Source organism: Streptomyces odontomachicola (assembly GCF_039605595.1).
Lineage (GTDB): Bacteria > Actinomycetota > Actinomycetes > Streptomycetales > Streptomycetaceae > Streptomyces.
Window position 1 is genome coordinate 471,727 of the sequence record NZ_JBCFOK010000004.1, and the last position, 14,192, is coordinate 485,918.

At 73.3% G+C, this 14,192-nt stretch carries 12 protein-coding genes; 8 read left to right on the forward strand and 4 right to left on the reverse strand.

All coding sequences use genetic code 11. From position 1 onward, the window contains the following. The first annotated feature begins 52 nt into the window (after positions 1-52). A complete protein-coding gene (locus tag ABEE00_RS09850) occupies positions 53-556 on the forward strand; it encodes an NUDIX hydrolase (RefSeq protein WP_345744920.1) in 504 nt (167 codons plus the stop codon). 120 nt (positions 557-676) lie between these two features. Here ABEE00_RS09850 and ABEE00_RS09855 read toward each other — a convergent pair whose 3' ends face one another. Then, positions 677-841, reverse strand: coding sequence for a hypothetical protein (locus ABEE00_RS09855; protein WP_345744921.1), 165 nt, complete (start codon positions 839-841; stop codon positions 677-679). 198 nt (positions 842-1,039) lie between these two features. Between ABEE00_RS09855 and dgt the strand changes: the two genes are divergently transcribed. Next, entirely contained in the window at positions 1,040-2,401 is a 1,362-nt protein-coding gene (gene dgt / locus ABEE00_RS09860) for a dGTP triphosphohydrolase (RefSeq protein WP_345744922.1), read from the forward strand. A gap of 97 nt (positions 2,402-2,498) precedes the next feature. On the opposite strand, the gene dhaM is transcribed toward dgt, so the two are convergent. The 3 genes from dhaM to dhaK all read right to left on the reverse strand — a co-directional run bounded on the left by dhaM (position 2,499) and on the right by dhaK (position 4,673). Beyond that, positions 2,499-2,939: a dihydroxyacetone kinase phosphoryl donor subunit DhaM gene (dhaM, locus tag ABEE00_RS09865; protein ID WP_345744923.1), complete on the reverse strand. Its 441-nt coding sequence runs from the start codon at positions 2,937-2,939 to the stop codon at positions 2,499-2,501. Beyond that, positions 2,932-3,591 carry a dihydroxyacetone kinase subunit DhaL gene (dhaL, locus tag ABEE00_RS09870; protein WP_345744924.1) on the reverse strand — a complete coding sequence of 220 codons (660 nt, stop codon included), beginning with the start codon at positions 3,589-3,591 and terminating at the stop codon, positions 2,932-2,934. The genes dhaM and dhaL overlap by 8 nt, the downstream gene beginning before the upstream one ends. 89 nt (positions 3,592-3,680) lie before the next feature. Then, positions 3,681-4,673 carry a dihydroxyacetone kinase subunit DhaK gene (gene dhaK, locus ABEE00_RS09875; protein WP_345744925.1) on the reverse strand — a complete coding sequence of 331 codons (993 nt, stop codon included), beginning with the start codon at positions 4,671-4,673 and terminating at the stop codon, positions 3,681-3,683. A 196-nt stretch (positions 4,674-4,869) separates the two neighbouring features. Here dhaK and ABEE00_RS09880 point away from each other — a divergent pair, with 196 nt between their 5' ends. The 6 genes from ABEE00_RS09880 (at position 4,870) to ABEE00_RS09905 (ending at position 14,188) form a co-directional block, all read left to right on the forward strand. Then, the gene (locus ABEE00_RS09880; RefSeq protein ID WP_345744926.1) at positions 4,870-6,060 is read left to right on the forward strand and encodes an acyl-CoA dehydrogenase family protein; all 1,191 of its coding nucleotides are present in this window, start codon (positions 4,870-4,872) and stop codon (positions 6,058-6,060) included. Between the two features lie 185 nt (positions 6,061-6,245). Then, positions 6,246-8,966 (forward strand): serine/threonine-protein kinase, encoded by a 2,721-nt coding sequence (locus tag ABEE00_RS09885; RefSeq protein ID WP_345744927.1) that lies wholly within the window; start codon positions 6,246-6,248, stop codon positions 8,964-8,966. Positions 8,967-9,082: 116 nt separating this feature from the next. Continuing rightward, entirely contained in the window at positions 9,083-10,189 is a 1,107-nt protein-coding gene (locus ABEE00_RS09890) for an NAD(P)H-dependent flavin oxidoreductase (RefSeq protein ID WP_345744995.1), read from the forward strand. Positions 10,190-10,231: 42 nt separating this feature from the next. Further along, positions 10,232-11,815 (forward strand): acyl-CoA synthetase, encoded by a 1,584-nt coding sequence (locus ABEE00_RS09895; protein WP_345744928.1) that lies wholly within the window; start codon positions 10,232-10,234, stop codon positions 11,813-11,815. Positions 11,816-11,947: 132 nt separating this feature from the next. Continuing rightward, on the forward strand, positions 11,948-13,387 hold the full coding sequence (locus ABEE00_RS09900; protein ID WP_345744929.1) for an amino acid permease: 1,440 nt from the start codon (positions 11,948-11,950) through the stop codon (positions 13,385-13,387). A 93-nt stretch (positions 13,388-13,480) separates the two neighbouring features. Continuing rightward, complete coding sequence (locus ABEE00_RS09905; RefSeq protein ID WP_345744930.1) at positions 13,481-14,188, forward strand: alpha/beta fold hydrolase; 708 nt, start codon at positions 13,481-13,483, stop codon at positions 14,186-14,188. The last annotated feature ends 4 nt before the right edge of the window (positions 14,189-14,192 follow it).

Sequence of the window (14,192 nt, forward strand, 5' to 3'; positions counted from 1 at the left end):
CACGCGCGTACGGGTGAGCCGCGGGCGCCGGGGGTCCGCTTAGGGTCGGGGCATGGCAACGCCCGACTTCATCCAGCGCATCCGCGCCAGCGCGGGGAACCAGCTCCTCTTCCTGCCCGGGGTCAGCGCCGTCGTCTTCGACGACGAGGGCCGCGTCCTGCTCGGCAGACGCGCGGACACCGGTAACTGGTCGATCATCGGCGGCATCCCGGAGCCCGGCGAGCAGCCCGCGGTCTGCGCGGTGCGCGAGGTGCTGGAGGAGACCGGTGTGCACTGCGAGGCGGAGCGGCTGGTGCTGGCCCAGACGCTGGAGCCGCCGGTGACCTACCCGAACGGCGACGTCTGCCAGTTCATGGACCTGTGCTTCCGCTGCCGCGCGACCGGCGGCGAGGCGCGGGTGAACGACGACGAGTCGCTGGAGGTCGGCTGGTTCGCGCGGGACGCGCTGCCGCCGCTCCTGGACTCCGCGCTGTTCCGGATCGAGAAGGCGCTGGACGCCGACGGGCCCGCGTGGTTCGAGCGGGAGCCGGCGGAGGCGCCCGCGGTGGAGGGCTGAGGGGGCCGGAGGGCCGAGGCGGCCGGAGTGCCGCCGGACGTGGTTCTGCCCGGCCCCTGAGGGACCGGGCAGAACCTTCGCAGCAGAGACTGTGTATGCCCTGCTTTGTAGTGACGCCTACTACGTGTTGACGTCGTTGTTGAGCAGGGACAGGTTGTTGAGCAGGTTGCTCAGCACACCTCCGCCGTTCGCCTGGTTGCCGTCGTCGGCGGCGGCCATGCCGGCCCCACCCAGTACGGCCATGGCGGCAAGGGCGATCGCGGCGATTCCGGTGCGTATACGCATGATGGTGCTCCCGTGTCTGCGGGTATCGGGTGTTCCTCATCCACGCTGAGCACGACTCGGCGGGTCCGCAATTCGGGGCTCCGCCGAAGGTGGCCGCCGGGGTGGGGCCCGGGGTCGCGTACGGCGTCACGCACGGGGCCGTGGCCGAAGCAGCGCGGTCGTTTCGTACAAGGCGGTCAACGCGCGTAGCATCGGGCGATGCGACCGACGGACTACAGCGACGAAGACCTGGAACAGCACTCGCTGCGGCGGCGGGTTGCCGACGACGGGCAGCGCACGGGGTTCGAGCACGACGTGGACCGGATCTCGTACTCGACGCAGTGGCGGTCCCTGGCCGGCAAGAGCCAGGTCGTCGCGAGCGGCGAGCTCGGCGCGTACCACACACGCCTCACCCACTCCATGAAGGTCGCCCAGCTCGGGCGGCGGATGGCGGAGCGCCTGGAGCGGCGGTACGGCGGGCCCAACCCGGCGCTCGTGGAGGCCGCTTGCATGGCGCACGACATCGGCCACCCGCCCTTCGGGCACGCGGGCGAGTCGGCGCTGCGCGCGACCATGGACGAACTGCGCGCGGGCGGGGCCGCGTTGGACTCGCCGGAAGGTGCCGGCGGGCCGGGCAGCCTGGACAGCTTCGAGGGCAACGCGCAGACCCTGCGGGTGATCACGTATCTCGCCGCGCACAAGTACAGCGGGCACCGCGGGCTGCACCTGACCCGCGCCTGCCTGGACGCGTCCACCAAGTACCCGTGGGAGCGCGCCTCGCGCGAGGAGGACCCGGCGCGGCACGTCAAGTGGGGCGTGTACGCGGCCGACCGGGACACCTTCGCGTGGGTGCGCAACGGGCGCACCGGCACCGAAGTGCCCGTCGAGGAGCAGGTGATGGACTGGTCGGACGACGTCACGTACGCCTGCCACGACGTGGAGGACTTCTACCGCACCGGACTGATCCCGCTGCACGCGCTGTTCCCGCCGGACGGCGGCGGGGGAGCGGAGACCGAGCGGGAGACCGAGCGCTTCCTCGGCTACGTGGCGCGCAAGCGGGAGGCGGCCGGTGCCCCCTTCGACCGGGGCGCCGCGGAGGCGCTGCTCGCCGACATCGGCAAGCGGCTCTCGGTCGCCGGTCCCTTCACGGGGCGGCACGAGGACGTGGTGCGGCTCAACAGGCGCACGTCCGACCTCATCGAGTACTTCACCCGGGACATCCACCTGGAGGTGGGCGGTCCGGCGGCGATCCGGTACGGGGCACGGCTGGTGATCCCCGCCGAGCGCCGCGCGGCCTGCGACCTGCTCAAGGAGCTGGTGTGGTGCTACGTGATCGACCGGCCCGCGCTCGCCACCCAGCAGCACGGCAAGCGCCGCATCGTCTCCGAACTGCTGCGCTGGACCCACGAGTCGCCCGAGCTGCTGCCCACGGAGCGCGCCGAGGAGCTGGCGGCGCACGGCGACCGGCTGCGCGCCGCCGCCGACCACGTGTCGTCACTGACCGAGGACCAGGCGCTCGCCCTGCACCGCAGGATGTCGGGTACGGGTCTTGGCTCGGTCAACGACAACGTGGCGTTCTGAACGCGGTGTTCTGAACGGCCGGACAGCCTGAGGTGCGGGGCCCGTTCCGGGGTGGTCCCGGAACGGGCCGTGCCGCGTCGCGGCTCACACCTGCGGCTCACACCTTGCGGTAGTCGTACGCCTCCTCGGCCGCCGCGGCGACCTCCTCCAGGCCCGCGCCGCCCGACGCGGCGACCGCGGCCGCCACCGCGCCCTCCAGCAGCGGCGCGTCCACCAGGCGCGTGTGCTCGGGCAGTTCGTCGCCCTCGGCCAGCAGGGCCTTCACGGTGAGCACGGCGCTGCCGAGGTCGACCAGCACGGCGACCCCGGCGCCCGAGTCCGCGCCGTGCGCCGCCTCGGTGATCCGCTCCGCGTCGGTGCCCAGACCGCCGTCGGGGCCTCCGCCCGCGCCGGTGACCTGCGCCGAACCCGTACCGGCCAGGCCCACGGCGAGCTCGGCGACCGCGTCGGCCACCGCCGCGCTGTGCGAGACCAGCACGATGCCGACCCGCGGCTTCCCGCCGCCCTGCTGCGGGGCTTCCGCCGTTCCCTCACTCACCCGGGCCACCGCCGACGGCCTCCGCGAGCGCGTTCATGAGCAGTGCCGACGAGGTCGCGCCGGGGTCCTGGTGGCCCTCGCTGCGCTCGCCCAGATAGCTGGCCCTGCCCTTGCGGGCGCGCATCGGGACGGTGAAGCGGGCGCCCTCTTCTGCGGCCCGCGCCCCGGCCGCGTACACCTCGGCCTCGGCGCCTGAGGCGGCCTCCATGGCCTCGACCGCCGGATACAGCGCGTCCAGCATGGTCTTGTCGCCCTGCGCCGAACTGCCCAGCTTGGCCACCGCGTCGACCCCGCTGCGCAGCGCCGCCGTCAGCGCCTGCGCCGTCACGCGCTCCGCCTCGCCCAGGGTCTTGCCCGTACGCCGCAGCAGCGTGCCGTACAGCGGGCCCGAGGCGCCGCCGACCGTGGACACGAGCTGCCGCCCGGCGAGCTGGAGCACCGCGCCGGGCGAGTCCTTGGGGTCCGACTCCAGGGCGTCGGCGACGGCCTGGAAGCCGCGCCGCAGATTGCTGCCGTGGTCCGCGTCGCCGATCGCGGAGTCCAGCTCGGTGAGCCGGTCCGCCTCCCGGTCCACGGCAGCGGCGGCGGCCGTCAGCCAGCGCACCGCGGCCGCCGCGTCCAGCGTGCCGTCTTGCTCGTACTGTTCGCTCACGTCGTCCTCTCACCTCACGCGGCGCCCGTACGGCGCCGCGGTCCTCCGTGCCCGGTTCCCCACCGGTTCCCCGCCTCGGTGACGTAGCGTCACATGCCCCAGCGCAGCCCCGGGGTGGACACCGGCGCGTCCCACAGGCGCAGCAGCTCCTCGTCGGCGTCGCACAGGGTGACCGAGGTGCCGGCCATGTCCAGTGAGGTCACGTAGTTGCCGACCAGGGTGCGGGCCACGGGCACGCCGTGCTCCTCCAGCACCCTGTGCACCTCGGCGCAGAATCCGTACAGCTCGATCAGCGGGGTCGCCCCGGTGCCGTTGACCAGCACGAACACCGGTCCCTGCCGGGGGAGGTCGGTGAGTACGGCGTCCAGCGCCGCGTCCGCGATCTCGCCCGAGGTCATCATGGGGCGCCGCTCGCGGCCCGGTTCGCCGTGGATGCCGATGCCCAGTTCGAGTTCGCCGGGCGGCAGGTCGAAGGTGGGGGAGCCCTTGGCGGGGGTGGTGCAGGGGTCCAGCGCGACGCCGAAGCTGCGGCAGGAGTCGGAGACCCGGCGGGCCAGCGACTCCACGCGCTCCAGCGGCGCGCCCTCGGCGGCCAGCGCGCCGGCCAGCTTCTCCACGAACAGGGTGCCGCCGGTGCCGCGCCGCCCCGCCGTGAACGTCGAGTCGGTGACCGCCACGTCGTCCTGGACCAGCACCTTGCCGACCTGGACGCCCTCGTCCTCGGCGAGCTCGGCGGCCATGTCGAAGTTGAGCACGTCGCCGGTGTAGTTCTTGACGACGAACAGCACGCCGCTGCCGCTGTCCACGGCCGCGGCGGCGCGCAGCATCTGGTCGGGCACGGGGGATGTGAAGATCTCGCCCGGGCAGGCGGCGTCCAGCATCCCGTGGCCCACGAACCCGCCGTGCAGCGGCTCGTGCCCGCTGCCGCCGCCGGAGACCAGCGCGACCTTGTCCGGCACCGGAGCGTCGGCCCGGACCACGACCTTGTTCTCCACGTCGACGGCCAGCCCGGGATGCGCGGCGGCCATGCCCCGCAGCGCGTCGGGCACGACCCTCTCGGGGACGTTCATCAGCATCTTCATGACCGGGCCAGCCCTTTCACTCTCGCCGCGCGTGGCGGGAACCGCGTTGTCCCGCAAGGTACGTGGGTCCGGGCCTGGAGAAAAGCAGGGGGTGGCGTGCACGGCGCCCTCGCCATTCCCAATTTGTGAAACACGTTCTACGGTGTGCGCCGCCGCCGGAAGCAGGCGCAGAAGCCGGCCGAGCCAAGGAGGGCCCGTGCACCTCGCATACACCCCGGAGCAGGAGAGCTTGCGTGCCGAACTGCGCGCCTACTTCGCGCAGTTGGTGCCGGAGAACGCGTACGCGCGGTTCTCGGATCCAGCAGAGCGGAAGCGGTTCTACCGTGAGACCGTGCGCCGTCTGGGCGCCGACGGATGGCTGGGGGTGAGCTGGCCGAAGGAGTACGGGGGCCGCGGCCTGAGCGCCGTGGAGCAGTTCATCTTCTTCGACGAGGCGGCCCAGGCCGGAGTGCCGCTGCCGCTGATGGCGCTCAACACCGTCGGCCCGACGATCATGAACTTCGGCACCGGGGAGCAGAAGGCATACTTCCTGCCGAAGATCCTCTCGGGCGAGATCGACTTCGCCATCGGCTACAGCGAGCCGGAGGCGGGCACCGACCTCGCCGCCCTGAAGACGCGCGCGGTGCGCGAAGGGGACCTGGAGACGGGTACGTACACCGTCAACGGGCAGAAGATCTGGACGACCAACGGCGACACCGCCGACTGGGTGTGGCTCGCGGTGCGCACCGACCCCGACGCGCCCCCGCACAAGGGCATCACCATGCTGCTCGTGCCCACGACCGAGCCGGGCTACTCGTGCACCGTGATCAACACCCTGGCCGGGCACGACACCACGGCCAGCTACTACGAGGACATCAAGGTGCCCGCCTCGCGCCGCGTGGGCGAGGAGAACAAGGGCTGGCGCCTCATCACCACCCAGCTCAACCACGAGCGCGTCACCCTCGCCGCGCACGGCACCATGGCGATCCGCGCGCTGGAGGACGTGCGCCGGTGGGCGGCGGAGACCAAGCTCGCCGACGGGCGGCGCGTGCTGGACCTGGGCTGGGTGCGCACCCGGCTGGCCCGCACGCACGCGAAGCTCGACGCGATGAAGCTGCTCAACTGGCAGATGGTGGACGCGCTCGACAAGGGCACGCTCACACCGCAGGACGCCTCGGCGGTGAAGGTGTACGGATCCGAGGCGCGCCGCGACGCGTACGCGGCACTCATGGAGGTGACAGCGGCGGCGGGACCGCTCCAGGAGGGCTCGGCCGGCGCGGTGCTCCACGGCGAGCTGGAGCGCGGCTACCGCAGCGCGGTGATCTTCACCTTCGGCGGCGGCAACAACGAGATCCAGCGCGAGATCATCAGCTGGATCGGGCTGGGCATGCCGCGGGTACGGAGGTAGGCGGGAGGCGACGGGAGGCGGGCGGCGGAGGCCGGCAGGGGGCGCCGCCGTCGCGCGTGCGGAGCCGGGCCGCAGATATCGATTCGTCATACGGCGTCAATTTCGGGCATACACAGTCAGGTTCGAGGCAGACATACTGGACAGACGGCTGAGTCCCGGAGCGACGACGGGGGCGAGTGCGCGCGATGGCGGAGACCACGCTGATCCACGGGCGTTACCGGCTGCTCGATCTGATCGGGCGCGGCGGCATGGGAGAGGTGTGGCGCGCCCGCGACGAGTCGCTGGGCCGCAGAGTGGCCGTCAAGTGCCTCAAGCCCGCGGGGCAGCAGGGCGACCGGCGGTTCATGCGGGTGCTGCGCGAGCGCTTCCGCAGGGAGGCCAGGGTCGCCGCCTCGCTCCAGCACCAGGGCGTGACCGTGGTGCACGACTTCGGGGAGTACGAGGGCCTGCTCTATCTCGTGATGGAGCTCCTGGAGGGCCGCAACCTCAGCCAGCTGCTGGAGGACAACGGCCGGCACCCGCTCCCGGTGCCCGAGGTGCTGGACGTGGCCGCGCAGGTCGCCGCCGCCCTCGCGTACACCCACGACCAGGGCATCGTGCACCGCGACCTGAAACCGGCGAACGTGGTGCGCACCGACGAGGGCGCGGTCAAGATCTGCGACTTCGGCATCGCCAGGCTGGGCCGCGACATCGGCTTCACCTCCAAGCTCACCGGCGGCGGCATCGCCATGGGCACGCCGCACTACATGTCGCCCGAGCAGATCGCGGGCAGTGCCGCCGTCGACCACCGCAGCGACCTGTACTCGCTGGGCTGCGTGCTGTACGAACTCGCCACCGGGGTCCCGCCGTTCGACCACGGCGACGCGTGGGCCGTGCTGATGGGGCACCGCGACACGGCGCCCGAGCCGCCGCGCACCCACCGCCCCGGGCTGCCCGAGGAGCTGGACGGCGCGATACTCCGGCTGCTCGCCAAGGACCCCGAGGAGCGCCCCGCGAGCGCGGCCGAACTGTGGCGCGCGGTGGCGGCCGCGGGGGAGTCGGCCGGCGTCGCGACGGGCGCGGTGGGGGTGGCGGCCGTGCCGGGCGGCGGCCTGATCCCCGTACGTCTTCCGGGCGCGGGCGCGGGCGCGCACGCGGGCGCGGGGAATGGGGACGGGAATGGGCAGGGCGCCGAAGGAAACGGCGCCGACGGCCACGGCGGCGGAGCCTCGAACGGCGCGCCGAGCGGATCATCACGCGCAGCCTCAAGTGAAGCCCCCGGCACGGGAGTCGGGGCCGGGACCGGCGCCGAGGGCCTGGAGATCCCGGTCGTGCTGCCCCGGCTGCCCGCGTGGACGCGCGGCATGACCGCGGGGGTGCGGGTGCGCGGCAGCAGGGAAGCGGAGGCGTCGCGCCCGACCGGCGCCTGGCCCGGGGTGAGCGCGGGCGAGGACACCGGCGCCCCGCCGCCGGGTGACACGGCGTCAGGCGGCGTGCCGACCGGCGGGGTGGCCGCGCTGACCGGCCAGTGGGCGGCGGTGGCCGAGCCCGCCGGCGCGGGCCGTGGGGCGGGCGGGGTGCCGGGGCAGATACCGAGGGCGGCGCCGTTCTCACCGGGAGCGGGCACGCCGGCGCGGCGGGGGGCGCCGGGGGCCGACCAGGACGAGGGCGCCGACCGCGCTGACGCGTCCGGCGTACGGGAGGTGGACGAGCGCGAGTGGCGCCTGCGCACGGCGGCGGCGCGGCGCCAGACGGAGCCGCTGCCCGATGCCCCGTACGGAGAGGGCCGGTACGGAGAGGCCCCGTACGGCGAGGACCCGGAGGACCGCTCGCAGGAGGGCATCGAGCTCGGCCGCGAGGGCCGCTGGACGGAGGCGGCCGAGGTGCACCGCGCGGTCGCCGAGGCGCGCGCCCGCACCCTGGGAGCCGATCACCCCGAGACCCTGGCCAGCCGCTACGAGGTGGGCTTCGCGCTCTGCCGCTCGGGCGAGTACGCGGCGGCCCTCCACGAGTACCGCCGGGTCGCGGCGAGCCGCGCCGACACGCTGGGGCCCGAGCACCCCGACACCCTCGCGGCGCGCCAGGAGTCGGCGTTCGTGCTGGGCCAGTTGGGCCACTGCCAGGAGGCGCACCAGGTGTACTCGACGGTGCTCGCGGTGCGGGAGCGCGTGACGGGGCCCGAGCACCCCGACACCCTGCGCTGCCGCCACAACCTCGCGTTCAACCTCAGCAGGCTGGGCCGCGCCGAGGACTCCTGCCAGGTGTTCGCGGAGGTCGCGGCGGCGCGGTCGCGGGTGCTGGGCGAGGAGCACCCGGACACGCTGGTGACCCGGTACGAGGTGGCGTACGCGCTGGGCAGGCTCGGGCGCTGGGAAGAGGCGCTGGAGACCTGCCGCGCGGTGGCCGCCGCACGGGCGCGCGTACTGGGCGACGAGCACCCCGACACCCTGGCCGCGCGCTACGAGACCGGCATAGGGCTCGGCCGGCTGGGCCGCAGCGCCGAAGCGCTGGAGCTGTACGAGGAGCTGGCGGCGGCCCGCACCCGCGCGCAGGGCCCGGCCGACCCGGAGACGCTGCGCGCGCGGCACGGGCTGGGCGTCAACCTCGGCCGCCTGGGCCGCTGGGACGAGGCGCTGGCCACGGCCCGCGAGGTGTGCGCGCTGCGCGAGGAGGTGCTGGGGCCCGAGCACCCCGACACGCTCATGAGCCGCCGCGAGGTGGCGGTCGCGCTGGGCTGGCTGGGGCGCTGGGGCCAGGCCCTGGAGGTGTACCGGCAGGTGACCGAGGCCCGCACCCGCGTACTCGGCCCCTCGCACGCGCACACCCTGCTGAGCGCGAGCGACGAGGCGCACTGCCTGGAGCGGCTCGGCCGGTACGAGGAGGCGGCCGAGCTCCAGCGGCGGGTGGACGTGCTGAGCGGGCCGTGAGCCGGAAACCCCGGCCCGTGAGCCGGAAATCCCGCCCCGTACAAAAGAACTGACACTGCGTCAGAAAATCTCTTCCCTCCTCCGGGCCGCTGCGGCATGCTGCGCGCATGCAGAGCATGGGGACGGAGCTGAGCCGGAGACTGGGCGTGGAGCACGCGCTGTTCGGGTTCACGCCGTTTCCCGCCGTGGCGGCCGCGATCACGCGGGCCGGCGGGTTCGGCGTACTCGGGGCCGTGCGGTACACGGACGGCGACGAACTGCGCCGCGACCTGGACTGGATGGAGGCGCACACCGACGGGCTGCCCTACGGCCTGGACGTGGTGATGCCCGCCAAGAAGGTCGAGGGCGTGACCGAGGCCGACGTGGAGGCGATGCTGCCCGAGGGGCACCGGAAGTACATCGACGACCTGCTCGCCCGGCACGGCGTGCCCGAGCTGCCCGAGGGCGAGCGGGGCGGCTGGCGGATCACCGGGTGGATGGAGAACGTCGCGCGCTCGCAGCTCGACGTGGCCTTCGAGTACCCGGTCAAGCTGCTGGCCAACGCGCTGGGTTCGCCGCCGGCCGACGTGATCGAGCGGGCGCACGGGCACGGCATGCTGGTGGCCGCGCTGGCGGGCAGCGCGCGGCACGCGCTGCACCACAAGGAAGCGGGCATCGACATCGTCGTGGCCCAGGGGTACGAGGCGGGCGGGCACACCGGCGAGATCGGCTCCATGGTGCTGACGCCCGAGGTGGTGCGCGCCGTGGACCCGCTGCCCGTGCTGGGCGCGGGCGGCATCGGCAGCGGCGAGCAGATCGCCGCCGCGCTGGCGCTGGGCGCGCAGGGCGCCTGGCTGGGCTCGGTGTGGCTGACCACGCTGGAGGCCGAGCTGCACTCGCGCCGGCTCACCGAGAAGCTGCTCGCCGCCGGCTCGGGCGACACCGTGCGCTCGCGGGCGCTCACCGGGAAGCCCGCGCGCCAGCTCCGTACCGAGTGGACCGACGCGTGGGACGACCCGCAGGGTCCGGGCACGCTGCCGATGCCGCTCCAGGGACTGCTCGTGGCGGAGGCCAACTCGCGCATCCAGCGGTACGAGGTGGAGCCGCTGCTCGGCACGCCGGTCGGCCAGATCGTCGGCTCCATGAACTCCGAACGCAGCGTGCAGGCGGTCGTGGACGACCTGACCCGCGGCTTCGACCGCGCGGTCGAGCGGCTGAAGCGGATCGGCGAAGGCACCTGCTGACGGCACGTACTCAGGACGGCACCTACCGAGGAGGCTCCGGAGATGTCAGACCAGTCCGAAGGGCAGTCACCCGCCGAGGAGCCGCCCACCGGCTTCTGGGCGCAGGCCGCGCGGAACCCGGACCGCGTGATGCTGGTGGACGCGGACGGCACCGAGTGGACGGCGGGGCGGCTGCACGCCGCGTGCAACAAGCTGACGGCGGGGCTGCGCGCGGCGGGCATGGAGCCCGGCGACGCCTTCGCCATCGTGCTGCCCAACGGCGCGGAGTTCTTCACCGCGTACCTGGCCGCCTTCCAGGCCGGGTTCTACCTCGTACCGGTCAACCACCACCTCGTCGGGCCCGAGATCGCCTGGATCGTCGGCGACTCGGGCGCCAAGGTGCTCATCACCCACGAGCGCTTCGCCGACGCGGCGCGCGCGGCTGCCGACGAGGCGGGGCTGCCGGAGACGCACCGGTACGCGGTGGGGGAGCCGGCCGGATTCCGGCCCTACGAGGAGCTGTTGGAGGGGCAGCCGGCGGCGCCGCCCGAGGGGCGCACAGCGGGCGGCGTCATGAACTACACCTCGGGCACCACCGGCAGGCCGCGCGGCATCCGCCGCCCGCTGTCGGGCAAGCCGCCCGAGGACGCGCCGCTCGGCGGCTTCCTGGGCATCTTCGGCATCCGGCCCTTCGACGACAACGTGCACCTGGTGTGCTCGCCGCTCTACCACACGGCCGTGCTCCAATTCGCCGGCGCGGCCCTGCACATCGGCCACCCCCTGGTGCTGATGGACAAGTGGCGGCCCGAGGACATGCTGCGGCTCATCGACGCGTACCGCTGCACCCACACGCACATGGTCCCGACCCAGTTCCACCGGCTGCTGGCGCTCCCCGAGGAGGTGCGGGAGCGGTACGACGTATCGTCCATGCGGCACGCGATCCACGGCGCCGCGCCCTGCCCCGAGCACGTGAAGCGGGCGATGATCGACTGGTGGGGGCACTGCGTCGAGGAGTACTACGCGGCGAGCGAGGGCGGCGGGGCCTTCGCGCCGGCCGGTGAGTGGCTGAAGAAGCCCGGGACCGTCGGGCGCGCGTGGCCGATCAGCGAACTCGCGGTCTTCGACGACGACGGCAACCGGCTCCCCGCGGGCGAACTCGGCACCGTCTACATGAAGATGCTCACCGGCGGATTCGCCTACCACAAGGACAAGGAGAAGACCCGCAAGAACCGCATCGGGGACTTCTTCACCGTCGGCGACCTGGGCTATCTCGACGAGGACGGCTATCTCTTCCTTCGCGACCGCAAGATCGACATGATCATCTCGGGCGGCGTGAACATCTACCCGGCCGAGATCGAGTCCGCGCTGCTCACCCACCCCGCCGTGGCCGACGCCGCCGCCTTCGGCGTCCCGCACGACGACTGGGGCGAGGAGGTCAAGGCCGTGGTGGAGCCCGCGCCCGGGTACACCGCGAGCGAGCAGCTCGCCGAGGCGATCCTGGAGCACTGCGCCGGGCAGCTCGCGGGCTACAAGAGGCCGCGCACCGTGGACTTCGTGGCGGAGCTGCCCCGCGACCCCAACGGCAAGCTCTACAAGCGCCGCCTGCGCGCGCCCTACTGGGAGGGCCGCACGGAGCAGGCGGGCTAACAGGGGGCTTCCGCCGCGCGGTCCCTTCCACCGGCGGACGGATCCGGCCATGCTGATCTCCCGTACGCGCCGCGGGGCACCTCCGGCGCGTACGGCACGTCCTGTTCCGACGGCGTCAGGAAGAAGGGCCCCATGGCCGGGATCTGGAGCGCGCAGGGCGCACTGCGGCGCAAACCCATCGAGCGCATCGAGGAGACCGAGGGCTCGGGCGAGCAGCTCAGCCGCGCGCTGGGCCTCGGGCAGCTCACCGCCATCGGCGTCGGCGGCATCATCGGCGCCGGCATCTTCACGCTCGCCGGCACCGTGGCCAACGGCACGGCCGGGCCCGCCGTGCTGGTCTCCTTCCTCATCGCCGGGCTGGCCAGCGCCGCGGCCGCGCTCTCCTACGCGGAGTTCGCCGGGCTCATCCCGAAGGCGGGCTCGGCCTACACCTACGGGTACGCGGTGCTCGGCGAGATCGGCGGCTGGTTCATCGGCTGGGACCTGCTGCTGGAGTACACCGCGATCGTCTCGGTCGTGGCCATCGGCATCTCGGGGTACTTCGCCTTCCTGGTGCAGGAGATGGGCGCCGACCTGCCCACGTGGATGCTCGGCGCGCCAGGCACAGGAGAGGGGCACAAGGTCAACCTCTTCGCCGTGCTCCTCTGCCTCCTGGTCGCCTTCCTCCTCACCCGGGGCATCAAGAGCGCCGCGCGCTTCGAGACCGTGGTGGTCGTGCTCAAGGTGGCGGTGGTGCTGCTGGTCATCCTGGTGGGCTTCTTCCACGTCAAGACCGGCAACTGGACGCCGTTCTTCCCGCACGGCATCAGCGGCGCCTTCACGGGGGCGGCCACGGTCTTCTTCGCCGTGTTCGGGTACGACGCGATGAGCACGGCCGCGGAGGAGTCCCGCGACTCGCAGCGCCACATGCCGAAGGCGATCGTCTACTCGCTGGCCATCTCGATGGTGCTGTACGTGCTGGCCTGCCTGGTGCTCACCGGGATGCAGCACTACACCGAGATCGACAAGGAGAGCGGCTTCTCCTCCGCGTTCAAGTCGGTGGGTCTGGGCGGCATCGCGGACGTGATCGCGGTCGGCGCGATCATCGGCATCCTCACCGTGATGTTCACCTTCATGCTGGGCGTGACCCGGGTGTGGTTCTCCATGAGCAGGGACGGGCTGCTGCCCAAGTGGTTCGCCAAGACCGACCCGAAGCGGCACGTGCCCACCCGGGTGACCTGGATCGTCGGCATCGCCTCGGCGTTCATCGCGGGCTTCCTGCCCATCGAGGAGGCCGCCGAACTCACCAACATCGGCATCCTGCTGGCCTTCGTCGTGGTCTGCGTCGCCGTGATCGTGCTGCGCTACCGGCAGCCCGAACTGCCGCGCTCCTTCCGCTGCCCCGGCATGCCCTGGGTGCCCGCGGTCGGCGTGGTCTTCTCGCTGTGGCTCACCACCTTCCTGGCCTGGCAGACCTGGGTGCGCTTCGCCGTGTGGTTCGTGATCGGGCTGGTCATCTACTTCGCGTACTCGTACCGCAGGTCGGAGCTCGCGAAGCGGCAGCAGGGCGTGGAGGGGCGCGAGGGACCGTGACGGGCGCCGCGCCGCCCGGGCCGTGCGACCGGCACCCGACCCGGGGTGCGCTGCTGGTCGCATGGCCCCCGGGGCGGCGCGTACGGTCGGTGTATGGCTGAGGACGTGCGCACCGCGCAGGCGAACGGGATCAAACTCGCCTACCGCACCTGGGGCGAGGGGACGGCTGACGGTACACCCGTGGTGCTCCTGCACTGCCTGGGCGAGGACGGCGAGGACTGGCGCGGGCCCCTGGTGTCCCAACTGGCCGCCGCACACCCGCTGTACGCGCCCGACCTGCGCGGGCACGGCAGCAGCGACTGGCCGGGCGCGTACGGCCTGGACGCGGTCCGCGACGACCTGCTGGGCCTGCTCGACGAACTGGGCCTGGACCGGGTCATCCTGATCGGGCACGCGTACGGGGCGGCCGTGGCCTCCCTCTTCGCCGCCGCCCACCCCGAGCGCGTGGAGCGGCTGGTGCTGGAGGAGACGGCGGCCCTGGTGGCCCCGCCGACGCCGAGCCACGTGCCCGAACCGCCGCGCGGCAGGCCGCTGTTCGACTGGGAGGCCGAGGCGCAGTACGTACGCCAGCGCAACGATCCCGACCCGCGCTGGTGGGACGGGCTGGAGTCGATCACGGCCCCGACCCTGCTGGTCGGCGGCGGGGACACCAGCCCCGAGCCGCGGGACGGCCTCGCCGCGATGGCCGCGCGCATCCCGCACGCGCGGCTGGTGGTCATCGAGGGCGGCGGCCACATGGTGCACGAGGAGCGGCCGCGGGAGTTCACGACCGCGGTGCTGACGTTCCTGACCGAGGGCTGAGGCG